The sequence below is a fragment of the Bradyrhizobium sp. ORS 86 genome (assembly GCF_045571475.1).
GTDB lineage: Bacteria > Pseudomonadota > Alphaproteobacteria > Rhizobiales > Xanthobacteraceae > Bradyrhizobium.
On sequence record NZ_CP120699.1, the window covers coordinates 1,600,641 to 1,626,095 of the forward strand.

The window sequence follows — 25,455 nt, forward strand, 5'->3', positions numbered from 1 at the left end:
AGGCACTGGCGGAGATTCCGCCGCGTTCCTTGTTGTTGCATGATGCGCTATTGCTCGATGAAAGCTCTTTTCCAGGAGGCACTCCCATGAAGTTTTCCGGCAAGGTGGTCGCCATCACCGGCGCGGCGCGTGGCATCGGCAAGGCTTGCGCTGAGCGCTTTCTCTCCGACGGCGCCAAGGTCGTCATCTCGGATGTCGACGGTGGCGCGCTTGCCAAGACTCTGAACGAGCTTGAACTGCTCGAACATCCCGGTGACCTGCGCACCGTCGAGGCCGATGTCAGCAAGCGTGCCGATGTCGACCGTATCGTCGCCACGGCTGTGAAGGAGTTCGGCCGGCTCGACGTCATGGTCAACAACGCCGGCGTTGCGCGCAACCGCGACTTCCTTGATATCAGCGAGGCCGAGTTCGACGATGTGATGGGGATCAACCTCAAAGGCGCGTTCTTCGGTGTCCAGGCCGCGGCCCGCCAGATGATCGCGCAAGGCGGCGGAGGCGTCGTCATCAACATGTCCTCGGTCAACGCGCTGCTCGCGATTCCTTCGCTTGCGACCTATGCGATGTCCAAGGGTGCGATGAAGCAGCTCACCTCGGTGGCCGCGGTGGCGCTGGCGCCGCACGGCATCCGCGTCGTGGCGGTCGGGCCCGGCACGATCCTGACCGAGATGGTGGCGACCGCGATCTTCTCCTCCGAGGACGCGCGGCGCAGCGTGTTGTCGCGCACGCCGGCCGGCCGCTGTGGTGAGCCGAGCGAGGTCGCCTCCGTCGTGGCGTTCCTCGCCAGCAACGATGCCTCATACATCACCGGCCAGACCATCTATCCCGACGGCGGGCGCCTGATCCTGAACTACACGGTCCCGGTCAGCGACCAGAAATAGGCGAGGCGAGCGTGCGGAGGTGGCAGCAGTTCAGCGTCAGCGGCCCCTGAACTGCGGCTTGCGCTTGTCCATGAAGGCGCGGCGGCCTTCGCGAAAATCCTCGCTGTCCATGCAGTCGATGCCGATCTGCTTGATCGCGGCCATGTCGCGGTCATCGGGATCCTTCAGCACCTGGGCAATGGTGATCTTGGCGGCCTTGATCGCGAGCGGCGCATTGCCCGAGATGGTACGTGCGATCTCCATCGTCGCGTCCCAGAGTTCGGCATCCGGCAGCACCCGATCGACCAGCCCGATCCGCAGCGCCTCCGCGGAATCGATCCGCATGCCCGTATACATGATCAGCCGCGCCCAGGACGGGCCGACCAGCGACACCAGATGGCGCAGCCCGTCATAGCCATAGGCGATGCCGAGCTTGGCGGCGGGAATGCCGAACTGGCCGCTTGTGCCGGAGATGCGGATGTCGGCGAGCATCGCGACCTGCATGCCACCGCCGAGGCAGAAGCCGCGGATACAGGCGATGGTTGGCTTCGGATAGTCGGCAAGCAGGGCGCGCTGGGCGGCGCTGCGCCGTGAATATTGCTCCGAGGCTTCGGCATTGTGCCTGGTCTTCTCGAACTGGCTGATGTCGGCGCCCGAGACGAAGGCCTTGTCGCCGGCGCCGACCAGGATCACGACGCGGACATCGGGATCGTCGCGCAAGGCCGTCAGTGCCTCGCCAAATCCTCCCCACATCTCGAGCGACATCGCGTTGCGCTTGTCGGGATTGTTGAAGGTGATGACGCCGACGCCGTCGACCACGCTTTGCAGGATCTTGCCATCGGCGAGCGACTTCTGGGGGACGTTGGGCATGCTGAGGTCCGGTCTGGTTCAGGGATCGAGGAGCAGTCCGAGCTGGTACGTTCGGGCTTGGCTCATGAGTCTAGCGAAAACCGTCCGCTCGTCATCCCGCCTCAGGAGGCGACCTGGTACACGCATAGCGCGCCTACGGATTATTTTGTGCCCTCCGTAGTTGTGCGGTGTCAGAAATAAACGCCCCGGCAAGGCCTGACGTTTACGCTGGCCGGAGCCCGGCGTCCGTCCCCGGTTTAGGCTTTCATTAGCAATTCGCCGGTAGAACCGTACGGCACCCGGGCGCGGGGACCCATCCCGCGCCAGGTTGTGGCGTGAGCCGCAGCGCCCGCTGCCGGCGGAGCGTCGCTCCGGACGGCGCCTTCCCTCGCGCCGGCCAGAACAGTCAAATCCATCCGAAGCTTGTGCGATCAGATCACGTCCAGCGAGGACTCGCCGTGTCTGTTGAAAAGTTTCTGAAGCAGCGCGCGGTCAAGATCACTGTTTACGGCAGCTACACGCTGCCGAACTGGTACGACGCGCAGGGCCGGCTGCGCACCTTCGCCTGCCGTACCACGCGAGTCTCACCGTTCCGCATGATCGTTGACGTCCCTGTCGTCGGCAAGATCGGGGATCGGTTGACGTCGTACTTCGAAGAGTTCGGCAGATTCGAAGGCTCCATCACCGACACCATGAGCGGGAGCTTCCTGTTCGAGCTCGAGATGACCCGGGCGATGCGCGAGAAGTTCGCCGACAAGCTGACCTGGATCGAGAAGAGGCAGAAGGATCCGAGCATCCTTGAGGTGCGCGACAATCCGCGTTTTATTCCTTCGGATCCCCACGCCGTGTTGACCTTGGCCGACGGCAGCATGCGAAGTTGCTTGCTGATCGACGTTTCGCTGTCGGGTGCGGCGGTCTCTTCCGAGGCGCAGCCACCGATCGGCATGCCGCTCGCAGTCGGCGCGTGCATTGGACGCGTGGTCCGGCATCTCCCAAACGGGTTCGCGATCAAGTTCGTCGAGACCTACAAGCAGAAGGATCTGGTGCGGCTGATCTCGCGCAAGACTAGGGAGCTTCAGCCGGCCTCCGCCGAGGCCGATCCGGTTGCATAGCCGGCGGGCGCCGATGACCGTGTGAGCTTTCAGCCCGGACGAATTCCTTGGCTCGAGGAGGCCTGCCGGATTACGGCGCCAGGTCCTCGGGGTCGTGTACCGATTTTAGCCGCGACGCACCGTCGTCCGGCGCCACTGCGATCGCAATCTCGCGCGCGAGATTGGTGCATTCGGCCCAGAGCAGGAAGAACACCAACGGTGGTCGCTGGTTCGCACGCAGCATCTGCCGGCAGCGCTCCGCGGCACCTTCGATCGCCCACCATTGCCGGGCGACGACCATGACCCGACGGAAGCTTCGCAAGGTCCCGGAGAATTTTTGCGGATCGGCGCCCGAGAGCGTTCCGCAATGGTTCAGCCAATTCAGCCCAGCGTAGATCGCGATCCCGTAGTCCTCGATCGCCGTGCCCGTGAAATCAACGATCGTATTCTCGTGCGGGCGTTGCCGCAGGAAGCCGTCGATCATCTCGGCCTGGCGGGTGGCATCGATGAGCAGCGGCGGGTCCTGCCGCGGCACCAGCGGCAGATAGCGCATGGCTTCGAGCCGCGTGTGCTCCCAGATGGCGCGGACATCGCCGTTTGCGTCCGCCGGCTTGCGCTTGCAGGCCGGATAGAGCAACGCGCCGTTATCGACGAGGTCGAGATAGCGCGGCACCGCTTTGTCGAGGGTGGCGAGAAACGTCGATGGGTCGGTGAGGCCGCTGAAGTCAAAGGCGGCGTCCTCCAACGGCTTCTTGACGCGTGTCCAGCCAAACGTGGCCATGCGGGCGCCCCGATCTCAACCTGTCCGTAGGCTAGATGGAAAATCAGGCAAATCAAATGCGGCATTTACGGCCGGTTGACCGGCGCAATCCCCACTCATAAGTCATGGTCATCGGCGTGCGCCGCAGCTTGCCCCGCAACCGCCGACTGTCGGGACCGCACCGCCATGACCGCCACAGATCGTCAATCGCATTGGCAGACCGTCTATCTGACCAAGGGCGAGCAGCAGGTGAGTTGGTCGCAGGCCGATCCGCAGCCCTCGCTGCGCCTGGTCGAATCCGTCGCCACGAGCCGGGACGCAGCCATCGTCGACGTCGGTGGTGGCGCGTCGCGCCTCGTCGACGCCCTGCTCAAGGACGGCTTTCATGCGTTGACGGTGCTCGACCTTTCCGGTGCCGCGCTCGCGAGCGCGCGGGCGCGGCTCGGCGCGGCGGGCCAAGGCGTGCGCTGGATCGTCGGCGATGCGACTGTCTGGCAGCCGGAACAGGTCTTTGACGTCTGGCACGACCGCGCGGCATTTCATTTCCTGGTCGAGGAGGCGGACCGCTCGGCCTATCTCGACCGCCTCAATCGCGGCGTCAGGCCGGGCGGTCACGCCGTTATCGCCACCTTCGCGCTTGACGGTCCGGAGAAATGCAGCGGCCTGCCGGTGCAGCGCTACGATTCCTTGACGCTCAGCCGGACGATTGGTCCGGCATTCGAGCTGGTCGCGCAGGAGCCGCATCGGCACGTCACCCCCTGGGGCGCGACGCAGTCCTTCCAGTTCAGCGTGCTGCGGCGCCTGTAGCGGATCGTCGACCCGGCATCAGACGACTTGCGCGACCTTGTAGGCGATGCCGCCCTCGACGAGGTAACCGATCCCCACGCAGACGATGTCGTTAAGCCACGCGTATTGGCTCGAGCCTGTCTCGAACAGCGGGGTGGTGCGGAAATAGTAGCTGCGAGGATCGACCTGGTAGCGCCTGACTGGATCAGCGATATCGGCGCGCAGTTCGGCTGGCGTGACCCAGCGGCCGCCATAGGTCATGTGCACCAAGGCGCCGTCATGCGTCTTCAGCACCAACCGCACATCCAGCGACATCGTTCCGTCCGGGCGAAACAACGCCCAATCGCCGCCGTCGGCGAGAACCTCGCCGCGCAATCGCGGCCCCTCGAACGTGCCGCCGGCCGCGCCGAACAGCACGCGACGGCCAAGCGGGCCTTCGCCGATATCCAGACGCGGCTTGAGATCGATCACGATGTCGAACAGATGCTCGGTGGTGATCGCGTCCAAGTGCTTTACGCGTGGGTCGCTCACTGCTGAGTCCTACCGTTTGAAGTCGTCATTCCGCAGCAACCGGAACGGAGGGCCGCTGCGGAAACAGCTTGTTGCGTACGGCGTCGGTCGACACCCCGGACTGGGCGCAGAGCTCGGAAAGGTCGAAGATGAAGCGCTCGCGGGCGATCAGGCCGTCCTTGAAGCCGAACTGGATCACGACCGGCAGTACGGCGCGCCTGTCGTTCGGGGTGACGCCAAAGCGGTCGCCGGTCATCGTCATGCGGGCGGTGCCCCAGCAGATCAGCGTTTCGCCATTGCCGGCATGACCATCGAGCGCGACGTCGTAATCCGGAAACGACACAAAGAACCGCGCCAGCGTGGCTTCGTTCTCGGCGAGGCCGCGCGCCTTGGTCCCGAACGCCGGCGCTTCCAGCAGCATGTCGGGGTGAAACAGCTTCATCGCCGCGGGAAGGTCTTGACGGCTCTTGGCCGCAGCGAGCGCGTTGGCGAGCCCGAACATCTGGTGCGTCTCCACGGTGGACCTCATCCATTCAGAATGTATTTCACATACACAATGTATGATATATACTGTTCGTATCATGGGGGTCAATGTCTATGTTCGCCGGATGCGCCGCGATGGAATCCAGCGAAGCCGCCGGGACGAACATACTGAAGCCACGCGACAGGCATTGCTGTCGGCGGGACGCGAGATATTTGCGCAAGAGGGCTACCAGGCCGCGAGCATGGAGGCGATTTCGCGGGCGGCGCGGGTCACGAGAGGCGCGTTCTATCACCACTTCGATGACAAGAAGGCGCTGTTCGACGCGGTCGTCGTTGCGATGCAGGTCGAGGCGGCCGCAACGATTCAAGAGCGCGCGAGGGCGCAACGGAAGATCCGGGATCGCCTGACGATCGGCATCGACGCCTATCTGGACGTCTGCCTGGAGCCCGCTTACGGGCGCATCGTGATCCAGGAAGCTCCGGCCGTTCTCGGCAATCAGCGCTATCGCGAGATCGAGGAGGCGCACCCGATGGCGCTGCTCGGCGCGACGCTGAATGCACTGAAGCGCGACGGCGAGATCGCCTTTGACGACATGGGCCTCTTGACCCGGCTGCTTGATGCCATGATCTGCAAGGTGGCGATCATGCTGCCGGACGCAGACGACGCCAGGAAGCTGCGGAAGGATGCGCACAAGCTGTTCGAAAGCCTGCTGACCGGCCTCAGTCAGAAGGAAGGGTGACGAAATGACAAATGCGCCACGCGCCATTGGCGAGATCGCGAGCTATCACGCCCATGTCTATTACGACCCCTCGAGCAGCCGGGGCGAGGCGGAGCGGCTGCGCAACTGGATCGGCGAACGCTTCCTGGTCACGCTCGGGCGCTGGCACGACGTCAAGGTTGGCCCGCACGATCAGGCGATGTATCAGGTGGCGTTTGCGGCTGAGTTGTTTCCCGCACTGGTGCCATGGCTGATGCTGAATCACGGCAGTCTGAGCATCCTGGTTCATCCCAACACGACCAATCCGCGGCGCGATCATCGCGACGATCCGCTCTGGATCGGGACGCCGCTTGCCGTCCATGCTGACAAGCTGCCTGAGGAGGCCGAAATGGAGCATGCACCGGCGCCGAATACGACGCCGAGCTTGCGTCCCTGAGCGCGGCACGCAGATTGCGCCCTGCGTCCGGGTCTCTAAAGTTTGAGCGAATTGCGTTGCAACCAAGTCGTTTCAAACTCATTGCGTTTTGCAACGTGAGGTTAAGTCGCGGTTCCTACGTTCGGCCGGACAAATTGTTGTTTCGGGCGTTCGCATGTTTTTTTCGTTTCGAAGCAGATCGCTCTGGCGGGTGGTTGGGCCGCTGATCGCGATCGTGTTTTTGCAGGCGAGCCTGTCGGCCGGCAGTCTCCAGGTGATGTCAGCGGTGCGCGCCTATGTGGCGGGCGAGAGCCTCTGGTCCAAGGGGCAAAAGGACGCCATCCACGATCTCCAGATCTATGTCAGCACCGGCACGGCGGACTATCTGCAGAAGTTCGACACTGCGATCGCGGTGCCGCTTGCCGATCGCACCGCGCGGCTGGCGCTTGAAGCGCCTGGTGACAACGACGCTGCGGCGCGCGCCGCGTTCGCCCAGGCAGGCAATCATGATGACGACATCGGCGGACTGATTTGGCTGTTCAAGTATTTCCGCAGGCTGCATCACGTCGCCGGCGCCGTGACGGCGTGGCGGAATTCGGATCTGCTGCTCGACCAGCTCATCCAGATTCGCAACGAGGCCGAAAAGGACCGCGCATTGCACGATCCGTCGGCGGCGACCATCAGGCATTGGGCGGAACGGATCGGCGCGGTCGACGCGGCGCTAAGCGCGCTTGCCGTCGATTTCTCGGATCATCTCGGCAAGGCGTCGCGTCAGGTGTCCTGGCTGCTCTTGCTCGTCAACGCCCTGATCGCGGCCTGCCTCGCCGGCATCGTCCTGTTCCACACGCGACGGATACTGCAGCGGCGCTGGCTGGCGGAGACCGCGCTCGCGGTGGAGAAGGAGCGTGCCCAGCTTACACTGGCCTCGATCGGCGACGCCGTGATCGTGACGACGCCGGACGACCGCGTCGGCTACATGAATCCCGCCGCCGAGCGGCTGCTCGCCGCGGGGCAGGATGCGACCAACCGGCCGGTCTCGGCGCTGTTCCGAATCGCCGAGCAGCCGCTGCAGGGCTCGTTCCGGACGCTCGAGGCCGACGGCGAAAGCGCGTCGCAGCAGCGGTTGCTGCTGCGCCCCGATCAGTCCAGCGTGCCGGTCTCCGTGGTCGAGACGCCGATCGTGCACGCAGGCCACCCCGCCGGGCGCGTCATGATCATTCATGACATGACGGCAGAGCGCCGGCTGGTCGAGGAGCTGGCATGGGCAGCGTCGCATGATGTGCTCACCCGCCTCGCCAACCGGCGTCAGTTCGAGTTCGAGCTCCACACATCGATGGCAGAGCCGTCAGCCGCAAATGCCGATTTGATGCTGATCGATCTCGACCAGTTCAAGATCATCAACGACACCTGCGGCCATATGGCGGGTGACCGGCTGTTGAAGCAGATCGCGAGGCTGCTGACGACGGAGGTCGACGGTGACGGGCTGGTGGCGCGTCTCGGCGGCGACGAGTTCGGCATCCTGCTGCGCGAGGACGGCGGTGTTGCCTCCGACGTTGCGGAGCGGATCAGGGCAGTGATCGAGCAGTCGAGCTTCGTCCATGAGGACTCGAGCTTCCGGATCAGCGCGAGCATCGGCCTGGTGAGGTTGGACGATTGCGCCAGCGTGCAGGACGCGTTGCGCCTTGCGGACGTCGCCTGCTTCCTCGCCAAGGACAAGGGGCGCAATCGTGTCCAGGAACACCGTCTCTCGGATACCGATTTGACGGTGCGTGTCACCGAGATGAGCTGGGTCAACCGCATCCGCAAGGGCTTGGATGAAAATCGCTTCTGCCTGTACGAGCAGGAAATCCGTCCCGTCGCCGGTACATTGAAGGGCCAGGAGCGGCGCGAGCTGCTGTTGCGCTTGCGCGACGAGAATGGTGGCCTGGTGCCGCCCGGCAGCTTCCTGCCCGCCGCGGAGCGCTACGGGCTGATGCCGCTGATCGACCGTTGGGTGGTGCGCCGCGCCTTCGAGCTCATCGCCGAGCGCAGGCACAGCCATCGCAAGATTGCCGGCTATGCCATCAACCTTTCCGGCGCCACCATCAGCGACAGCGATTTCGTCGAGTTCGTCGCCGAGCTGTTCATGCAGTACGACGTTTCGCCGACGATGGTGTGCTTCGAGATCACCGAGACCAGCGCGATCTCCAATCTGGACGAGGCGCGGAAGTTCATTGCGCGGCTGCGGGAGATCGGCTGCAGTTTCTCGCTCGACGATTTCGGCACCGGAATGTCCTCGATCGCCTATCTGAAGCACCTGCCGGTCGACTTCATCAAGATCGACGGCTCGTTCGTGAAGGAGATCCTGAGCAGCAAGGTGGATCGCGCGATGGTCGAGATGATCACCAAGACCGCGAAGATCATGCAGAAGCAGGTGGTCGCGGAGTTCGTCGAAAGCGTCGCCATCCTGGACGAGTTGCGTCAGATCGGGGTCGATTACGTTCAGGGCTATGCCATCGGCAAGCCCGTGCCGGTCCTCACCCTGCGGGAAGAAAAGATCGCCTGAATGCCGGGAATCGACCCGAATCGGGGCATTTGGGCGGCTTCAGCCTTCAGAGGCACTGATTCTCGGGTATTTTGGACCCTGAGAAGCTTAAAAAAGCGTTCCTTCGTCTCCGATGTCTCGATTATGCCTTACTCTAATTCCCTGATAGACTGAGGTTTCGGTGAATCCCATATGGGCCGGAACAGGCCCGAGAACACCGAACTTGGGGATGGATGGGTCAACGAACGACGAAAGCTGCCGGGCGCAGGTCGAGCCGCGGCGTGTCAGTGGTGGGCAGCACGGCATTAGCCGTGGGCGCGCTTGCCCTGTCGTCAGGTCTGGCCGCGTGGATGGTTGGTATTGATCCCACCGCCTGGCTGCATGGACCGGCTTTAGCCAACACCTCAGCCGCGCTGACATTCGACGATCGCTTCGGCTCGCGCTCCACGCTCAACTCCGCATCGATCTATTACCCGGTGCGCCGCGGCATCCGCTCGGATCGCGGCGACTTCAAAGCCGAGTTCGATCAGATCGAAGACGCGCTGGCTGGCCAGCGGTTGCGTAACACGCAGATCGATCTGCCCAGCCAGGAGGCGGAGACAGTCGCCTTGCCGCCGCCCGCTCCGGCTGTCGCGGCAATACCGATGCCGCGATCTCGGCCGGCGGAAGCCAACCAGATCGCCCGGAACGATACACCATCCTTGCCGCCACCTGCGCCCGTGCAGCAGGCCGATAACCGGACGTTCTTCCAGAAGCTCGCGGCAAAGCTGCAACTGGCCTCGCTCGATCCGAATGACGGGCTGCTGTCCGGTCCGAGCCCGAACCTCAGCGCGCTCGGTTACGACAGCACCACGGCGGTCTACGACATCACCGGTCGCGTCGTGTACATGCCCGACGGCACCAAGTTCGAAGCGCATTCCGGCCTCGGCAACCTGCTGGATGATCCTGCGCATGTGAACGCCCGCAACGCCGGCGCGACGCCGCCCGGCATCTATGAGATGAAGCCACGCGAAAAGCTGTTCCATGGCGTGCCAGCATTGCGGATGACGCCGGTCGACGGTAGCGACACGTTCGGACGCGTCGGCCTGCTCGTTCACAGTTACATGCTCGGCCCGAACGGCGACTCCAACGGCTGCATCTCGGTCAAGCATTACGACAGATTCCTGCAAGCCTACCGCAGCGGCATCGTCAAGCGCATCGCCGTCGTGGTCAGCATTAAGGACACGCAGTCGGCTTCGAGCCGCTCGCCTTCGAACTCGTAAATCGCCCTCCATCGAATAGCAGTCTTCTCGGCAGGCGGCCGTGGCGCAGCCGTGCGTCGCCCGTACTGGCGGCCAATGTCGTGCCAGCTTCGAAAGCGCGAAATCCCTCGGCGATCTCGCAAATCGTCCAGCTATGTATACATTATGGGCGAATGCAGGCAGGTTTTCCCGTCGTTTGCCAATTTCATGCCAATAATGTATACAGGAGGTACTCAACGCCAGGGAGGCCTTGATGTCAAAACCCTTCCCGATGAACGCCTGGTACGCCGCCGGCTGGGATGCCGAGATCAAGCAGGCGCTGCTGCCGCGCACGATCTGCGGCAAGCACGTCGTGATGTATCGGAAGGGCGACGGCGGGGTCGTGGCGCTGGAGGATGCCTGTTGGCACCGCCTGGTGCCGCTGTCGAAGGGCCGGCTCGACGGCGATACCGTGGTCTGCGGCTATCACGGCCTAAAATACAATTCGCAGGGCCGCTGCACCTTCATGCCTTCACAGGAGACGATCAATCCGTCGGCCTGCGTGCGCGCTTATCCGGCGGTTGAACGCCACCGTTTCGTCTGGCTTTGGATGGGCGATCCTGCGCTCGCTGACCCCGCCCTGGTGCCCGACATGCGCTGGAACGACGATCCCGCCTGGGCCGGTGACGGCAAGACCATTCACGTCAAATGCGACTATCGCCTCGTGATCGACAACCTCATGGATCTCACGCACGAGACCTTTGTGCATGGCTCCAGCATTGGCAACGACGCGGTCGCCGAAGCTCCCTTCGACGTCACCCATGGTGAGAAGACCGTGACGGTGACGCGCTGGATGAAGGGCATCGAGGCGCCGCCGTTCTGGGCCAAGCAATTGCGGAAGCCGGGTCCGGTCGACCGCTGGCAGATCATCCGCTTCGAGGCGCCGTGCACGGTCAATATCGACGTCGGCGTCGCGCCGGCCGGGTCGGGTGCGCCCGAGGGCGACCGCTCGCAGGGCGTTAACGGCTATGTGCTCAACACGATCACGCCGGAGACGGAGAAGACCTGTCACTACTTCTGGGCCTTCGTCCGCAATCACCGCCTCACCGAGCAACGCCTGACCACGGAGATCCGCGAAGGCGTCGCCGGCATCTTCCACGAGGACGAGATCATTCTCGAGGCGCAACAGCGCGCCATGGACGAGAACCCGGACCGCGTGTTCTACAACCTCAACATCGACGCCGGCGCGATGTGGGCGCGACGCGTCATCGATCGCATGGCGGCGAAGGAAATCCCGCCAGAGCATCTGCAGGCGGCCGAGTAGTTCAGGAGCGAGCAATGCCGGAACGCGAGGCCGATCGCTCCGTGTCGCAGACCGTGCGGGCACAGCTCGCGCTGCGCGATCTGATTCTCTCTGGCAGTCTCCGTCCGGGCGAACGCATTTCGGAATTGCAGGCGGTCGAAACCACCGGCGTCTCGCGGACTCCGGTGCGGATGGCGCTGGTGCGACTGGAGGAGGAAGGCCTCCTCGAGGCGATTCCATCGGGCGGCTTCATGATCAAGGCATTCTCCGAGCGCGACATTCTCGACTCGATCGAGCTGCGCGGCACGCTCGAGGGTCTTGCCGCGCGGTTTGCCGCTGAACGTGGCGTCTCCGCGCGCGATCTCGAGCCGTTGAAGGAATGCCTGAACGAGATCGATGGCCTGGTGCGCCAGGATCCGGTCTCGGTCGAGGCGTTCTCGTCCTATGTCACGCTGAACGCGCGTTTCCATGCGCTGCTCACCGAGCTGTCGCGCAGCCCCCCGCTGATCCGGCAGATCGACCGCGCCTCGGCACTTCCGTTCGCCTCACCGAGCGGCTTCGTGATGGCGCAATCGGCCTTGCCCGAGGCGCATCAGATCCTGCTGATCGCGCAGGATCATCATCGCGTCGTGGTGGACGCGATCGAGAACCGGGAGGGTGGACGGGCGGAGGCCGTCATGCGCGAGCATGCGCGGCTCGCCGCGCGAAATCTGCGGCTAGCGCTGCGCACCCGGACCCATCTCGAGCTGTTGCCGGCCTTGGCGCTGATCAAATCGGCCGCGGCCGACTGAGCGGGGAGTATCATGCGCTACATCGAGACCTGGACGCCTGCAACCGTCGTCGCCACGCGCAACCTCACGCCCGGCATTCGCGAGTTCCTGCTGCGCCCCGACTGTGTCGCCGTGCAATCCTATCCGGTTGGCGGCCATATCCAGATCGGCGTTACGATCGACGGACGGCCGCAGACGCGTTGCTACTCGCTGGTCGGGGAAGCGGACGCGCAAGGCTACCGGATCGCGGTGCGCCGCGCGCCGGAGTCCCGCGGCGGCTCGCGCTATATGTGGTCGCTCGAACCAGGGGCGCGGATCGATATCACGCTGCCGACATCGCTGGTGCAGCTCGACTGGTCGCGACGGCATGTCTGCCTGGTCGCCGGCGGCATCGGCATTACACCGATCGTCGGCGCGGCGCAGGCGCTCGTGCGCCGCAACGCGGAAGTTACGCTGCACTATGCAGTGCGCTCGCGCGATGATGCTGCCTATCTCGACGTGCTCGAAGCGCTGCTCGGCCGTCGCCTGACCGTCTACGCCGGCGACGAAGGCCGCCGGCTCGATCTCGGTACAATATTCAAGGCGCTGCCGCAGGATGCGATGACGTTGTTCTGCGGTCCGATGCGCATGCTGGATGCGGCACGGCACGCCTGGGAGGCGGTGGGCCGGCCGATCACCGACCTGCGCTATGAGACATTCGGGTCAAGCGGGCTGTTGCCAACCGAAGCATTCCGCGTACGGCTGAAGCAGGAGGGCGTCGAGGTCGTGATCCCGCATGACCGGACGATGCTTGATGTGCTCAACGACGCCGGCCACGAGGTGATGAGCGACTGCCGCCGCGGCGAGTGTGGCGTCTGTGCGATTGACGTGATCGATGTCGACGGCGAGATCGACCATCGCGATGTCTTCTTCAGCGACCGCGAGCGTCGGGAGGGCCGCAAGATCTGCGTCTGCGTGTCGAGGGCTCGCGGCACCATCACGGTGGACACCTTGCAGCGGGCGGACACTGTCTGAAGCGACCCGTCGCCTGACTACGCGGCGTGCATCGACTGCTGGCGATGACGATCGAGCGCGGCGGAGATCTTGCCTGCCGACATCGGCCGGCCGATCAGGTAACCCTGGACCTCGTGACAGCCGGTCTGACGTAGATATTCGAGCTGGTCCGCGGTCTCGACCCCTTCAGCCACGACGCCGATTTCCAGGTCCTGCGCGAGCGCGATGATTGATCTCACGATCGCGCCGCAATCCGGCTGGGTCAGCATGTCGCGGATGAAGGACTGATCGATCTTGATGCGGCTGAACGGCAGCTTGCGCAAATAGGTCAGCGACGAGAATCCGGTACCAAAGTCGTCGAGTGCGACGGTCAGTCCGAGCTCGAGCAGCGAGTTCAAGATTGCCGGCGCCGATCCATATTTCGAGATCAGCATCGACTCGGTGATTTCGATCTCGAGCCGGCGCGGCGACACGTTCGCCTCGGTCAATGCCTGCACGATCGTCTGCAGAACATTTGCGCTCTGGAACTGGACGGCCGAGAAGTTCACCGCGATCCTGAGATCGTCCGGCCAACGCGACAGCGTCGCACAGGCGTGGCGGATCACCCATTCGCCGAGCTGATGGATCAATCCGCTCTCCTCAGCGATCGGAATGAATACGGTCGGAGGGATCAGGCCGCGCACCGGATGTTGCCAGCGCAGGAGCGCCTCGAAACCGGTGATGCGGCCATCGCGGATATCGAGGAAGGGTTGATAGACAAGGAACAGCTCGTCCGCATCGATGGCGCGTTCGAGGTCTCGCTGCAGGGCCCTGCGGTCGCGTGCCGACTGGTCGTCGCTCGGCTCGAAGAAGCTGATGGTGCCGGGTCCCGATTTCTTCGCCCGATAGAGGGCGATATCGACGTGCTTGAGGAGGTCATGGGACGTGTTGCCGTCGCGCGGCGCCAGCACGATGCCGACGCCGATTCCGCTCGTGATCTCGCATCCTTCGATCACGAAGGGATCGACAAATGCCGCCACGAACCGCTCGGCGAGCGCGAAGGCATCTTCCGCCCTGGTCAAGTTCGACATGATCAGCGCAAATTCGTCGCCGCCGATGCGCGCGACGTGTTCGTCCGCGCGCGTACATCGCTGCAGCCTGGCTGCGACCTGCACCAGGAATTCATCGCCGGCGGGATGGCCGAACCTGTCGTTCACCTCCTTGAAGCGATCGAGATCGAGCAGCAGCACAGCGAATTCCTCGCCGGTCCGAGCCAGCCGATTGAGGGCGCCCGAGAGCGTTTCGTTGAAGGCCACGCGGTTTGGCAGATGCGTCAGAAGATCCTGCCGCACCGTCCGCTCGGCTTCGTGCTGCGCAATGATCCGTCGCCTGAACTCGAAGGCATGGACGAAGACGCCGCGCAGCAGCACAAGCCCGTAGACCACGACCAGGACCGCGACCAAGAGGTAGACGAAATCGTCCTCCCGGCCGAGGCAGATCGCGGTACCGAGGAAGATCGGCGCGGTGAATGCAATCGCCGCGATCGGAATGGTGGAGAAGGCGAAGGCGCCGCCGGCCAGCATTCCGGCGCAGAGGCAGGTGATGACCAACTGCGCGCCGCTAGAGGCATCCGCGAAGAAGGCGACCGGGACGATGCCCCAGGCGGCGCCCAGCGCCAGCGCATTGCGCACGAGCCGGTACATCGTCCGGCGTGACACGAACTGCGGCTTTGCGATGCGTCGCGATGCTCGCGCCTGCAGGCCGAAGAACAGGGCTGCGCTGCTCACACCTGCTGCCCACACGAGGGCAAAGGCCCAGTCCGGCGATTGCCACAGCGCGACCGCGAGCACCAGCGCGTTGCAGGCGTTGGCCAGCATGATGCCGAGCGAATAGCCGAGGACGAGCGAGATCTGCTCGGCCCGAATGTGACCCGCGAGCGCCTCATCCGTAGGCGGCGCGCCGAAAGCGGACAGATCGCCTGCGAGCAGTTTCGCGAGATATGAACTCAGGTACGTACGCATTGCCGATACTGCACGAATGGGCCCAGCGCCGGACCGAAAAGTTCGCTGCAAACCTTTGACAAAATATGAATTTTTGAAATCAATCGCGCCAGGCGGGCGCCCGCCTTGGCCCCAGGGCTGGCGGCATTGCTGACAAATCGATACAAATCGGCGAGAAAAGCCCGACTCCGGAAAGGATGATCGGGCTGATCCTGACCGCGGAAGCGGAGGAAGCGCGCTATTTCAGCGGGGGCGAGCAGGCTGATTTCACAGCGTTGTGTCGCGCGAGGACGGGGCCCGGTGGCACGCGGTCGATCTCTCCGGCACTGGCGCGCATCACTTCTTGATGTCGGCCGCGACCAGGACGCGATGGCCGCGCAGCAACTCCTGCAGGGCTTGCAGCGCCGCGACGCCGCATTGGGTATCCTGCTCGCCATTGCCGCCGCTCAGCCCGATGCCGCCGACCACCTCGTCGTCGACGACAATAGGGAATCCGCCAACGAACACCGCAAACTTGCCGTCGAAGCTCCACTGGATGCCGAAGGCTTCGTTGCCGGGCAGGGCCGGTCCGTTCGGCGGCTGGTTGAACAGGTGAGTGGAGCGCTTATGCCCCGCCGCGGTGAACGCCTTGTTCCATGCGATCTGCGGACCGGTGACCCGTGCACCATCCATTCGCTCCAGCGCCAACGGATAGCCACCTTCGTCGGTGACGCAGACCGTCTCCAGGACGCCGATCTCCGCGGATTTCCGGATCGCCGCGGCGACCATGTGGCGGGCTTCGGCAAGCTCAAGTTTGAACGACTGTCTCATCGCTTCCTTCCATGGATGGAGTGACGCCGTCGGTTGCGGCCTAGGTGCCGCGATAGACGGTCTTGATCTGGGTGTAGAAGTCGAGGCCGGTACGGCCGGACTCGCGGAATGTCGAAGTGCTCGATCGCTTCAAGCCGCCGAACGGCGCGTTGATCAGGTTGCCGGTGGTGGTGCGGTTGATCTTCACCGTCCCCGACTGAATGTCGTTGGCGAAGTCGTGCATGACGCGCGGATTGCGTGTCACGATCGCAGCCGACAGGCCGTATTCGCTGGCGTTGGCCTTGGCGATGGCATCGGCATAGCTGTCGACCTCGATGATCGCGATCACAGGGCCGAAGATCTCCTCGCGCGCGATCGTCATCTCCTGGGTCACATCGGTGAAGATCGCGGGCGATACGTAATAGCCGCAGTCGTAGCCGGCGCCGGTCAGCCGGTCGCCGCCGTGGAGGTGCGTCGCCTCGTTCTTCCCGATGGCGACGTAGCGCAGCACGGTTTCGAGCTGCTTGGCCGTTGCCAACGGTCCCATGTCCATGCCGCTCGCAAGGCCGCTGCCGATCTTCATCGCCTTGACCTTAGCGAGCAGACGGGCGGTGAACTCGGCCCGCACCTGCTTCATGACCAGCACCCGACTGGTGCCGGTGCAGGCCTGGCCCGCGAGCGAGAAGCCGCCCTTGATCGTCAAGTCGACTGCCTGATCGAGATCGGCGTCGTCCATCACAATCAGCGGGTTCTTGCCGCCGAGCTCCATCTGCGTGCGGGTGGTGAAGCTGACCGACCGGCAGATGTGCTCGCCGGCTGCGGTTGATCCGGTGAAGGAGATGGCGCGGATGATCGGCGGCTCGGTGACGGCGGCGCCGATCTCGCCGGCCTTGCCGGTGATGAAGTTGAGCGTGCCTTTCGGCAGCCCGGCGGCGATCAGCGCTTCGGCGAGGCGATAGCCGCTGAGCGGCGCGTCGGATGACGGCTTGAATACCACGGTGTTGCCGGTGACCAGCGCCGGCGCGATCTTCCGTGCCGGAATCGAGATCGGAAAATTCCAGGGCGTGATCACCGATACGACGCCGAGCGGCTCGCGCAGCGTGTAGACGGTCATATCGGCATCGTCGTTCGGGAAGACCTCGCCGGTCAGCGATTGGCCCTCGACGGCGTAGAACCGAAGGGTTTGCGCCGAGCGCAGCACCTCGTCGCGGGCGAGGCCGAGCGACTTGCCCATTTCCCGCGTCATTTCGCGCGCGAACTGATCGGCACGAGCCTCGAGCTGATCCGCCGCGCGGTTCAGGATCGCCGCGCGTCTGGAGACGGGCGTCTTCCTCCAGCCCGCGAACGCAGCGGATGCGGCGTCGACGGCCGCCTGAGCTTCGGCGGCTGTCGAGGCCTGAAAGCGTCCGACAAGGTCGGCATTGTCGGCTGGATTGAGGTTCGCGAACAGCCGCCCCGAAGCGCTACGGACGCGCTCGCCACCGATCAAGTTCGGATATTCCTCGATATCCGCGGGACTCGCCGCGGGCATGCGTGCTTCGCGTGCTGCCGTCTCAGTCGTCGTCATGAGATCCTCGTTCAATGCCAGATCAGAACCGCGCAGATGGTCGACATTGCGAGCCCGGCCAGCACCGGGATCATTGCCGTTCGCACGATCCGGAAGACCGGCACGCGGGCGAAGCCGGCCACCGCGATCAGTGATGACCACGCCACCAGTGTGCCGCCGCCGGTCCATACCGCGCCCATCTGGCCGACCGCAGCAAGCGTCGCGGGCTCCAGTCCGACCGACGGCGCCAACGCGCCCGAGAGCGAGCCGGTCAGCGGCAAGCCGGCGAAGCCGGAGCCGTCGATGCCGGTGATCATGCCGGCGATCAGAACGCCGAAGGCCACGAACAGTTGGTTGCCGGGTATCCAGGCCTGCGCCGTCTGGATCAGTTCGAACAATAGGCTCGGCGCCTGCGCCGCAGGCACGCCAAGGATCGGCGAGGACAGGCCTGGCTCCGCGCCAAGAAAGAAGAAGCCCGCGATCGGCAGCACGGAGCCCATCGCCTTGAACGCGAAGACAAAGCCTTCGGTGATGTGATCGGCGCTGGTGTCGAGGAAAGTGCGCAAATCGCCAGTGACGGAGGACGCACAGATCATCAGCAGCGCGGCAACGCCGCCGACCAGCGCGGCGGCATCGCCGCCCTTGAGGTCATGGCCGATGCCGAGCTTGGCCAGCACCATCACTGCGATGACGCAAAGAAAGGCGAGCGGGGTCGCGATGGCAAAGAACTTCGACCAGCCTTCGCGGCGGGACGGCACCTTGGCGAGCTCCTTGTCGATCTGAGCCTGGGTTGCGAACGGCCGCTGGCTTTCGGCGGTGGCGCGCGCGATCTCGGCCTTGTCGAACGTGCCCTCCTGCTCCAGGCGCGCCAGCTCGCCATTGCTGGACTGGGATTGCCAACGCTCCAGCAGTTGGTCGTCCGCCTTGGTGATCGATTTGCGGATCGACAGATAGGCGAGCGTCAGCGCGATGCCACCGGTAATCAACGAGAGCACCAGCGCCCGGTCCGCCACCGTTGCGGCGCTGACGGCAGCGCCTGCCGCCTTGGCGCTGATCCCGGGTGCGACGCCGATCACATAATCCGATGACAGCGCCATGCCCTGTCCGGCGATCGCAATCGCGATCGCGCCGCCGAGCGGCGGCAGCCCGGCCGCAATCGCCGCCGGCAGCAGCACGGCGGAGACCAGCGGCACTGCAGGCGTCGGCCAGAAGAACAGCGAGATCACGTAGGTGATGGCGGCGAGCACGAAATAGGCGGCGTGTCCCGTCTTCATCACGGCGCGGAACGGCTCGACCATGCGGATGTCGGAGCGCAGCGCCTTCAGCGCATTGAGCAGCGCGGTCATCAGCGCGATCACCAGGAAGATGTTGAAGAGCTCTTTAGCGGCGGTGAAGCTCGCGTTGAAGACGCTGGCGAGCGCTGCGACCGGACTGTGCGTCCATGCCAGCGCGACCAGGAAGGTCGCGAGCACCGATGGCACAACCACGTTGGCGCGCCAGATCATGATCAGGACGATGGTGGCGACACCGAGCAGATAAACCCAATGCGCGGCAACGATTGGAGCGTGCTGCATGTCCTTCGTTTCCCCCTCAGGAATGTCGTCATGATGTATACTGTATTCAAAGTTGGCAAGATCAAATTGAGAGCTTTTCGTCGGAAGATGCCGGTACGGCCTCACCGTTGATCGTCACGGCGGCGAGCCAATGCATCGATAAATGGCGGAAATGCCACATTTTTGGCCAAGGTCGGCTGGCGCGTCGAGCGGTCGATTTTCAAAGTTGACAGTGCCCGGTCTAGTATACAGTATACTGAAATTGTCGTTCCCGGTTGAGGCCAGCGACCGGGCGGCATTCTTCACGGCACAGGAGCGCGATGATGCAGAGGCTTATGGATCATGTGGAATTTCGAACGGCCCTCGAAAACGCCATCAAGGGGAAGAGCGCCAACAAGGCTCCGTTCAGTGTGGCGTGGGCTACCGGCAAGCTGAGCCGCGCGCATCTCGCGCGTTGGGCCGAGAACCACTACCACTATGTCGGGCCGTTCGCCGATTACCTCGGTTACATCTATGCGCGGATGCCCGAGCAGTATCAGGAGGCCAAGGACTTCCTGCTCGCCAACATGTATGAGGAGGAGATCGGCGGCGACCGTCACACCGATCTCCTGATCCGCTTCGCGGAAGCTTGCGGCACGACCGCGGCGAGGGTCAAGGATCCCGATAACATGACGCCGACCACGCGCGGGCTACAGAGCTGGTGTTACTCGGTCGCGATGCGCGAGGACCCGATCGTTGCGGTGGCCGGCCTCGTGGTCGGTCTGGAATCGCAAGTGCCGTCGATCTACCGCAAGCAGACGCCGACGCTGCGCGAGAAGTACAAGTTCACCGATGAGGAAGTCGAGTTCTTCGACCTGCACATCGTGTCGGACGAAATCCACGGCGAGCGCGGCTACCAGATCGTGCTCGAGCACGCCAATACGGTGGAGCTGCAACAGCGCTGCCTCAAGATCTGCGAGATCGGCGCGCAGATGCGGCTGCTCTATACGACCGCGCTGTACCACGACTACGTCGCAAGCGACATTCCGCTGTCGGAGCTCGACCTGGCCAGCGGCGTTGCCGCCGACCAACGCGTCCTGCTGCAGGCTTGATCCACGGCGAAATGGAGAGCGGCGCGATGCCCAGCGTGGTCTTTCACCGCAGCGGCGAAACCTTCGTCGGCGAGATCAAGGAGAACACCAACCTCGTCGTGCGCGCCGGCATCCGCCAGTTTCCCTATCCCAACTTCCTCTATGGTTGCGGGATGGGGAAGTGCGGGAAATGTGCGTCGCTGATCATCAAGGGCAGCGAGCATTTGCCGGAGCCGAACTGGAAAGAAAAGAAGCGCCTTGGCGCCAGGATCGAGCAAGGGTACCGGCTCGCCTGCCAGCTCTGGCTGACGCACGACATTGAATTGTCGCAGGAGGCGACGCCGCTGGCCGATGTTGTCGCGCCGACCGTCGCCGCGGCGGGGAGGCCGTGACCGATGTATGTAATACTGACGAGCAAGCCGGGACAATTCCACACCGAGATCGCCGAGGGCCTGCGGCCGCTCGCCGCCTACGATTATCTGTTCTACGGCGTCAGGAAGGCGACCTTCGTGATCGCGGAGCTGGTCAAGGAGACCAAGGTCAAGGTCGTCGACGAAGCCTGGTCACCGCCGATCGTGAACGAGGTGCCTTCGAAGTTTCTCGAAAAGTTCGAAACGCCGGAGCGGGCGCTCCATGAGCTCGAGCACCTCGTCTCGTTCGGGCACATGGATACCAAGCTGCGCAAGCGCTGAGCCGATGCCACGATGATCGAAGTCACATTCCTCACCAACGGCGGAAAAACCGTGACCGCGCCGGAGAACAGCAATCTGCTGCGCGTCTCGCTGCGCGAGCAGGGCGGCATTCCGTTCAAGTGCGGCGGCGGCCTGTGCGGCACCTGCAAATGCCGGATCGAGAAGGGCATCGAGAACACCGACGCGATCAAGCCGAAGGAGCGAAAGCACCTCACGGAGGAGCAGTTCGCCGTCGGCTATCGGATGGCGTGCCAGACTTTTCTGACGGGCAGCGTGAGCGTGTCCTGGACGCCCAGACCGGCGCTACAACCGGTTGGCCGTGTAGCTGTTGACGGCGATTGACCGCGGCTTGATGGCTTGCGGCCGGCAGTCTAAATACGCTGATGTCGCCGTCGGCCGGGAGACTGGCAGCTCGCAGGATCTCGTTGTGCGACGGTCCAGGCAATGAGTGGAGTGCGGCCGGACAGGTCACTTCATGGCAGGCAGGCTCGGAAACCCCAAACGTCTCGGCGACGATTACCTCTCCCTCCACGGCCGGGTCATCGAAGAACTGCGCCAGGCAATCCTGAGCGGGCGGCTGAAGCCGGGCGAGCGGCTGGTCGAGGGGCGCCTCGCCGATGAGCTCGGCGTCTCCCGCAATCCGGTGCGCGAAGCGATCCGCGTGCTCGAGTCGGAGGGGCTGGTCGAGGTGACGGCGCGGCGCGGTGCGTCCGTCGTGACGATGACCGACGAAGAGGCGCGGGAAACCATCGAAGTTCGCGCGTTGCTCGAGGGACAGAACGCCCGCCTTGCGGCGCGCCGCCGCGAGGAAAGCATCATCAAGCGCATTGCGGCGGTGTTGAAGCAGGGCAACGAAGCGGTTGCGGCGCGGCGCTACAATTTGCTGTCCGACCTCAACCAGCAGTTCCACCACGAACTGGCGGAGGCCGGGCGCAACCGCGTGCTTGCGGACCTGCTGAAGCGGCTGCGCGAGCGCACCGCGATGCTGTTCTCGCCGACCGACCCGGTGCGCCAGGCCCGCACCTGGGATGAGCATGCCGCCATCCTTCGTGCCATCATCGCCGGCGACGAGCGCGCTGCGGCCACGCTGGCCACTGAGCACGTGATGCGGGCCGGTGCAGATTTTCTTTCGAGCCTTCATGTTCCGGATGAGGAGGCTTCGTTGGAACAGGTGTCGGCGAAATACGGCCTGCCGTCGCCATCCTCCAAGTCCGGTCAGGCATCGGCACAGAAGCCCGCGCGGCGCGGCCCGGCCCCGGCAGCCACACGGCGGCGCAAAGCCGAGGGCTGAGGCGCCGGCAACGCGAGACCTGTCGTTCCGACGTCCTGTAGTACCTCTCAGCGTCGGCGCTCCATCTTTCTTGACCGTACCTGCCACGCTCGCTACGTCTTCTCGGGCCGGCCACGACGCGTGGCGAGACCCGCGAGTGCCGGACGCGCCGTATGGCCGGGGGAAACGAATGAACAACAACAATGGAGCGTCGCCGAACGACGCTGCCGAGTTCGATTATGTGATCGTCGGAGCCGGCTCGGCCGGCTGCGTGCTTGCCAACCGACTGAGCGCCGACGGCAAGCATTCCGTACTGCTGCTCGAAGCCGGGCCAAAGGATAGCAATATCTGGATCCACGTCCCGCTTGGCTACGGCAAGCTGTTCAAGGAAAAATCCGTCAACTGGATGTACCAGACCGAACCGGAGCCGGGGTTGAACGGCCGCCAGGTGTTCCAGCCGCGCGGCAAGGTGCTGGGCGGCTCCAGCTCGATCAACGGCCTGCTCTATGTGCGCGGCCAGCACGAGGACTACGACCGCTGGCGCCAGCGCGGCAACGCCGGCTGGGGTTATGACGACGTCCTGCCGTATTTCAAGCGGGCCGAAGATCAGCAGCGCGGATCCGACAAATATCACGGCAAGGGCGGGCCGCTGCCGGTGTCGGACTGGCGGCATCACGATCCGTTGTCGGAGGCGTTCGTTCTCGCCGCGGCCGAAGCCGGCATTCCCACCAATCCGGATTTCAACGGCGCCACCCAGGAAGGCGCCGGCTTTTTCCAGACCACGACGCGGCGCGGCCGGCGCGCCAGCACGGCGCGGTCCTATCTGCGTCCGGCGCTGGCGCGCGGCAATTTGCGCGTCGAGACCTCAGCGCTGGCGCAGCGCATCCTGTTCGAGGGGCGCCACGCCGGTGGGGTGGCGTACAAGCAGAACGGACAGTTGCGGATAGCAAAGGCGCGCAAGGAAGTCCTGGTGTCGAGCGGCGCGTATAATTCGCCGCAATTGCTGCAGCTCTCCGGAGTCGGCCCCGCCGATCTGCTGAAGCAGCACGGCATTGACGTGGTGCTGGATGCGCCCGGCGTCGGCAACGACCTTCAGGATCATCTGCAAGTTCGCATCGTGACGCGATGTCTGCAGCGGGTGACGCTCAACGACATCGTCAACCATCCGCTGCGGCGGATCTGGGCCGGTGCGCATTATGCCGCCTTGCGCCGCGGGCCGCTGACCATCGCGGCCGGCACTTCGGGCGCGTTCTTCAAGACCAGTCCGCGCCTGGCCACCCCGGATATCCAGATCCACTTCATCCCGTTCTCGACCGACAAGATGGGTGAGAATCTCCACTCATTTTCAGGCTTCAGCGCATCGGTCTGTCAGCTTCGGCCCGAGAGCCGCGGCACGCTGCGGATCAAGAGTGCTGACCCCAGCGTGCCGCCGGAGATCCGCATCAACTACCTCGCGACGGAGACGGATCGGCGCGCGTTCATCGACGGCATTCGCATCCTCCGCAAGATCCTGGCGGCGCCGGCGCTGAAGGATTATTGCGCAGAGGAGGTCTATCCGGGTTCGAAGGTCGTCAGCGATGAAGATCTGCTCGCGTTCTGCCGCAGCACCGGCAGCACGGTCTATCATCCGACGTCGACCTGCCGGATGGGCAATGACCCGCTCGCGGTCGTCGACCAGCGGCTCAAGGTGCACGGCATCGACGGCCTGCGCGTCGTCGATGCGTCGATCATGCCCGACTTGATGTCGGGGAACACCAATGCGCCGACGATCATGATCGCGGAAAAGGCCTCGGACATGATCCTGGAGGATGCGAAGTTGGCGATGTAGCCCGGATTGAGCGAAGCGAAATCCGGGTATTTTCTGAGCGGCTGTAGGGTCCCCGGATTTCGCTGGGCTGCATCCGGGCTACACACTTCACCCCTTATACGCCCGCACCCGTTTGACCATCTGCTCGACATGGGCGATCGGCGTCTCCGGCAGGATGCCGTGGCCGAGATTGAAGATCAGCCGCCCGTTGCCGAAATTCTCGAGGACGTCGTCCACCGCGCGATCGAGCGCTGCGCCGCCGGTGATCAGTGCCAGCGGATCGAGATTGCCCTGCACGGCGACGCGCGACTGCACGCGGTCGCGGATCATTGAGGGCTCGGCAGTCCAATCGATCGACACGGCATCGACGCCGGTTTGCTCGGCATAGGCCGGCAGCATGCCGCCGGCGCCGCGCGGAAAGCCGATGATCCGAGCGTTCGGGACCTGCCTGCGTACACCCGCGACGATGCGCCTGGCCGGCTCGATCGACCAGCGCGCGAACTCGCGCGGCGGCAGCACGCCGGCCCAGGTGTCGAAGATCTGCAAGCAGTCGGCGCCGGCTTTGAGCTGCCCGACCAGATACTGGATCGAGTTCTCCACCAGCACGTCGATGATCTCCGCGAACGCGTCCGGATGACGATAGGCGAGCATGCGCGCCGGCGCCTGGTCCGGCGTGCCCTGTCCGGCCACCATGTAGGTTGCGACAGTCCAGGGGGCGCCGCAGAAGCCGATCAGAGTGATCTCCGGTGCAAGCTGGCTGCGGACGCTGCGGAGCGCTTCATAGACCGGCTCTAGCTTGCTGAAGTCTGCTGCCGTGGCGAGAGCCGCGATCTGCTCGGGTGTCGCCAGCGGGTCGAGGCGGGGACCTTCGCCGGCCTCGAAGCGTACCGAGCGGCCGAGCGCGTGGGGCATCACCAGGATGTCGGAAAAGATGATCGCGGCGTCGAAGCCGAACCGGCGGATCGGCTGTAGCGTCACTTCGGTCGCATAGTCCGGAGTGAAGCAGAGATCGAGAAAGCTGGCCGCCTTCGCGCGCAACGCTCGGTATTCCGGCAGATAGCGGCCGGCTTGGCGCATCATCCAGAGTGGCGGCCTGTTCTGGCGGCGGCCCGACAACACCTCGATAAGCGGTTTCGTCGCGGAATCCTGGGGCACGCGAAAGTTCCTGAGCACGAAAGAAAGTTGCTGCCCTGATACACGGTGCGCCGCTGTGGGCCAAGTCGGATCTGGAACCCGCATTCAAGCGGGTGCGTTGACTTGGGTAACGGAGGACGACATGGCCGATAAATTCAATCCTGCGGCGCATGACAAGCTCGCAGAGGATCCGCGCAAGGCGGAGGCGGCCGACCGCGAGGCACATATCCGGTTGCAGGCCGGCCTTGAGGACACCTTTCCGGCATCCGATCCGGTCAGCGCGACGCAGCCTGCGCCGTCGCGGCATGACAGCGACCGGGATGGATAGGTTCGCG

At 64.3% G+C, this 25,455-nt stretch carries 26 protein-coding genes; 17 read left to right on the plus strand and 9 right to left on the minus strand.

Annotation, left to right across the window (positions count from 1 at the left end; all coding sequences use genetic code 11):
- Positions 1-86: 86 nt before the first annotated feature.
- Positions 87-878, plus strand: coding sequence for an SDR family NAD(P)-dependent oxidoreductase (locus tag P6U25_RS07350; RefSeq protein WP_407150837.1), 792 nt, complete (start codon positions 87-89; stop codon positions 876-878).
- 36 nt (positions 879-914) lie between these two features.
- Here P6U25_RS07350 and P6U25_RS07355 read toward each other — a convergent pair whose 3' ends face one another.
- Entirely contained in the window at positions 915-1,727 is an 813-nt protein-coding gene (locus tag P6U25_RS07355) for an enoyl-CoA hydratase (RefSeq protein WP_407150838.1), read from the minus strand.
- Positions 1,728-2,164: 437 nt separating this feature from the next.
- On the opposite strand from P6U25_RS07355, the gene P6U25_RS07360 reads away from it, so the two are divergent.
- Positions 2,165-2,818: a PilZ domain-containing protein gene (locus tag P6U25_RS07360; protein ID WP_407150839.1), complete on the plus strand. Its 654-nt coding sequence runs from the start codon at positions 2,165-2,167 to the stop codon at positions 2,816-2,818.
- Positions 2,819-2,888: 70 nt separating this feature from the next.
- Here P6U25_RS07360 and P6U25_RS07365 read toward each other — a convergent pair whose 3' ends face one another.
- Positions 2,889-3,578: a hypothetical protein gene (locus P6U25_RS07365; protein WP_407150840.1), complete on the minus strand. Its 690-nt coding sequence runs from the start codon at positions 3,576-3,578 to the stop codon at positions 2,889-2,891.
- A gap of 165 nt (positions 3,579-3,743) precedes the next feature.
- On the opposite strand from P6U25_RS07365, the gene P6U25_RS07370 reads away from it, so the two are divergent.
- A complete protein-coding gene (locus P6U25_RS07370) occupies positions 3,744-4,364 on the plus strand; it encodes a class I SAM-dependent methyltransferase (RefSeq protein ID WP_407150841.1) in 621 nt (206 codons plus the stop codon).
- A gap of 18 nt (positions 4,365-4,382) precedes the next feature.
- Here the strand turns inward: P6U25_RS07370 and P6U25_RS07375 are convergent, their stop codons facing one another.
- On the minus strand, positions 4,383-4,874 hold the full coding sequence (locus P6U25_RS07375; RefSeq protein WP_407150842.1) for a DUF3237 domain-containing protein: 492 nt from the start codon (positions 4,872-4,874) through the stop codon (positions 4,383-4,385).
- Between the two features lie 25 nt (positions 4,875-4,899).
- A complete protein-coding gene (locus P6U25_RS07380; RefSeq protein ID WP_407150843.1) occupies positions 4,900-5,370 on the minus strand; it encodes an ester cyclase in 471 nt (156 codons plus the stop codon).
- A 154-nt stretch (positions 5,371-5,524) separates the two neighbouring features.
- Between P6U25_RS07380 and P6U25_RS07385 the strand changes: the two genes are divergently transcribed.
- From P6U25_RS07385 to P6U25_RS07415, 7 genes are all read left to right on the plus strand, one after another.
- On the plus strand, positions 5,525-6,076 hold the full coding sequence (locus P6U25_RS07385) for a TetR/AcrR family transcriptional regulator (RefSeq protein ID WP_407150844.1): 552 nt from the start codon (positions 5,525-5,527) through the stop codon (positions 6,074-6,076).
- A 4-nt stretch (positions 6,077-6,080) separates the two neighbouring features.
- Positions 6,081-6,491 carry a DOPA 4,5-dioxygenase family protein gene (locus P6U25_RS07390; RefSeq protein WP_407150845.1) on the plus strand — a complete coding sequence of 137 codons (411 nt, stop codon included), beginning with the start codon at positions 6,081-6,083 and terminating at the stop codon, positions 6,489-6,491.
- A 154-nt stretch (positions 6,492-6,645) separates the two neighbouring features.
- Positions 6,646-9,015: a putative bifunctional diguanylate cyclase/phosphodiesterase gene (locus P6U25_RS07395; protein WP_407150846.1), complete on the plus strand. Its 2,370-nt coding sequence runs from the start codon at positions 6,646-6,648 to the stop codon at positions 9,013-9,015.
- 260 nt (positions 9,016-9,275) lie between these two features.
- The gene (locus P6U25_RS07400; RefSeq protein ID WP_407150847.1) at positions 9,276-10,256 is read left to right on the plus strand and encodes a DUF2778 domain-containing protein; all 981 of its coding nucleotides are present in this window, start codon (positions 9,276-9,278) and stop codon (positions 10,254-10,256) included.
- Positions 10,257-10,488: 232 nt separating this feature from the next.
- A complete protein-coding gene (locus P6U25_RS07405; protein ID WP_407150848.1) occupies positions 10,489-11,538 on the plus strand; it encodes a Rieske 2Fe-2S domain-containing protein in 1,050 nt (349 codons plus the stop codon).
- A 14-nt stretch (positions 11,539-11,552) separates the two neighbouring features.
- Complete coding sequence (locus P6U25_RS07410) at positions 11,553-12,308, plus strand: GntR family transcriptional regulator (RefSeq protein ID WP_407150849.1); 756 nt, start codon at positions 11,553-11,555, stop codon at positions 12,306-12,308.
- A 12-nt stretch (positions 12,309-12,320) separates the two neighbouring features.
- Positions 12,321-13,301 (plus strand): PDR/VanB family oxidoreductase, encoded by a 981-nt coding sequence (locus tag P6U25_RS07415; RefSeq protein WP_407150850.1) that lies wholly within the window; start codon positions 12,321-12,323, stop codon positions 13,299-13,301.
- Between the two features lie 17 nt (positions 13,302-13,318).
- Here the strand turns inward: P6U25_RS07415 and P6U25_RS07420 are convergent, their stop codons facing one another.
- The 4 genes from P6U25_RS07420 to P6U25_RS07435 form a co-directional block, all read right to left on the minus strand.
- Positions 13,319-15,280, minus strand: a complete 1,962-nt coding sequence (locus P6U25_RS07420; protein ID WP_407150851.1) for a putative bifunctional diguanylate cyclase/phosphodiesterase — start codon at positions 15,278-15,280, stop codon at positions 13,319-13,321.
- 315 nt (positions 15,281-15,595) lie between these two features.
- A complete protein-coding gene (locus P6U25_RS07425; protein ID WP_407150852.1) occupies positions 15,596-16,069 on the minus strand; it encodes a GlcG/HbpS family heme-binding protein in 474 nt (157 codons plus the stop codon).
- A 40-nt stretch (positions 16,070-16,109) separates the two neighbouring features.
- Positions 16,110-17,615: an aldehyde dehydrogenase family protein gene (locus P6U25_RS07430; protein ID WP_407150853.1), complete on the minus strand. Its 1,506-nt coding sequence runs from the start codon at positions 17,613-17,615 to the stop codon at positions 16,110-16,112.
- Between the two features lie 11 nt (positions 17,616-17,626).
- On the minus strand, positions 17,627-19,168 hold the full coding sequence (locus P6U25_RS07435; RefSeq protein ID WP_407150854.1) for a hypothetical protein: 1,542 nt from the start codon (positions 19,166-19,168) through the stop codon (positions 17,627-17,629).
- Between the two features lie 302 nt (positions 19,169-19,470).
- On the opposite strand from P6U25_RS07435, the gene P6U25_RS07440 reads away from it, so the two are divergent.
- The 6 genes from P6U25_RS07440 (at position 19,471) to P6U25_RS07465 (ending at position 24,007) form a co-directional block, all read left to right on the plus strand.
- A complete protein-coding gene (locus tag P6U25_RS07440) occupies positions 19,471-20,238 on the plus strand; it encodes a TenA family transcriptional regulator (RefSeq protein ID WP_407150855.1) in 768 nt (255 codons plus the stop codon).
- Between the two features lie 26 nt (positions 20,239-20,264).
- The gene (locus P6U25_RS07445) at positions 20,265-20,609 is read left to right on the plus strand and encodes a 2Fe-2S iron-sulfur cluster-binding protein (protein ID WP_407150856.1); all 345 of its coding nucleotides are present in this window, start codon (positions 20,265-20,267) and stop codon (positions 20,607-20,609) included.
- Between the two features lie 3 nt (positions 20,610-20,612).
- Complete coding sequence (locus P6U25_RS07450; protein WP_407150857.1) at positions 20,613-20,909, plus strand: ferredoxin; 297 nt, start codon at positions 20,613-20,615, stop codon at positions 20,907-20,909.
- Positions 20,910-20,921: 12 nt separating this feature from the next.
- Positions 20,922-21,251: a 2Fe-2S iron-sulfur cluster-binding protein gene (locus P6U25_RS07455; protein ID WP_407150858.1), complete on the plus strand. Its 330-nt coding sequence runs from the start codon at positions 20,922-20,924 to the stop codon at positions 21,249-21,251.
- Positions 21,252-21,384: 133 nt separating this feature from the next.
- Complete coding sequence (locus P6U25_RS07460; RefSeq protein ID WP_407150859.1) at positions 21,385-22,200, plus strand: GntR family transcriptional regulator; 816 nt, start codon at positions 21,385-21,387, stop codon at positions 22,198-22,200.
- A 169-nt stretch (positions 22,201-22,369) separates the two neighbouring features.
- Positions 22,370-24,007, plus strand: coding sequence for a GMC family oxidoreductase (locus P6U25_RS07465; protein ID WP_407150860.1), 1,638 nt, complete (start codon positions 22,370-22,372; stop codon positions 24,005-24,007).
- A gap of 87 nt (positions 24,008-24,094) precedes the next feature.
- Here P6U25_RS07465 and hemE read toward each other — a convergent pair whose 3' ends face one another.
- A complete protein-coding gene (gene hemE / locus P6U25_RS07470; protein ID WP_407150861.1) occupies positions 24,095-25,141 on the minus strand; it encodes a uroporphyrinogen decarboxylase in 1,047 nt (348 codons plus the stop codon).
- A gap of 121 nt (positions 25,142-25,262) precedes the next feature.
- On the opposite strand from hemE, the gene P6U25_RS07475 reads away from it, so the two are divergent.
- Positions 25,263-25,448: a hypothetical protein gene (locus P6U25_RS07475; RefSeq protein ID WP_407150862.1), complete on the plus strand. Its 186-nt coding sequence runs from the start codon at positions 25,263-25,265 to the stop codon at positions 25,446-25,448.
- Positions 25,449-25,455: the final 7 nt, after the last annotated feature.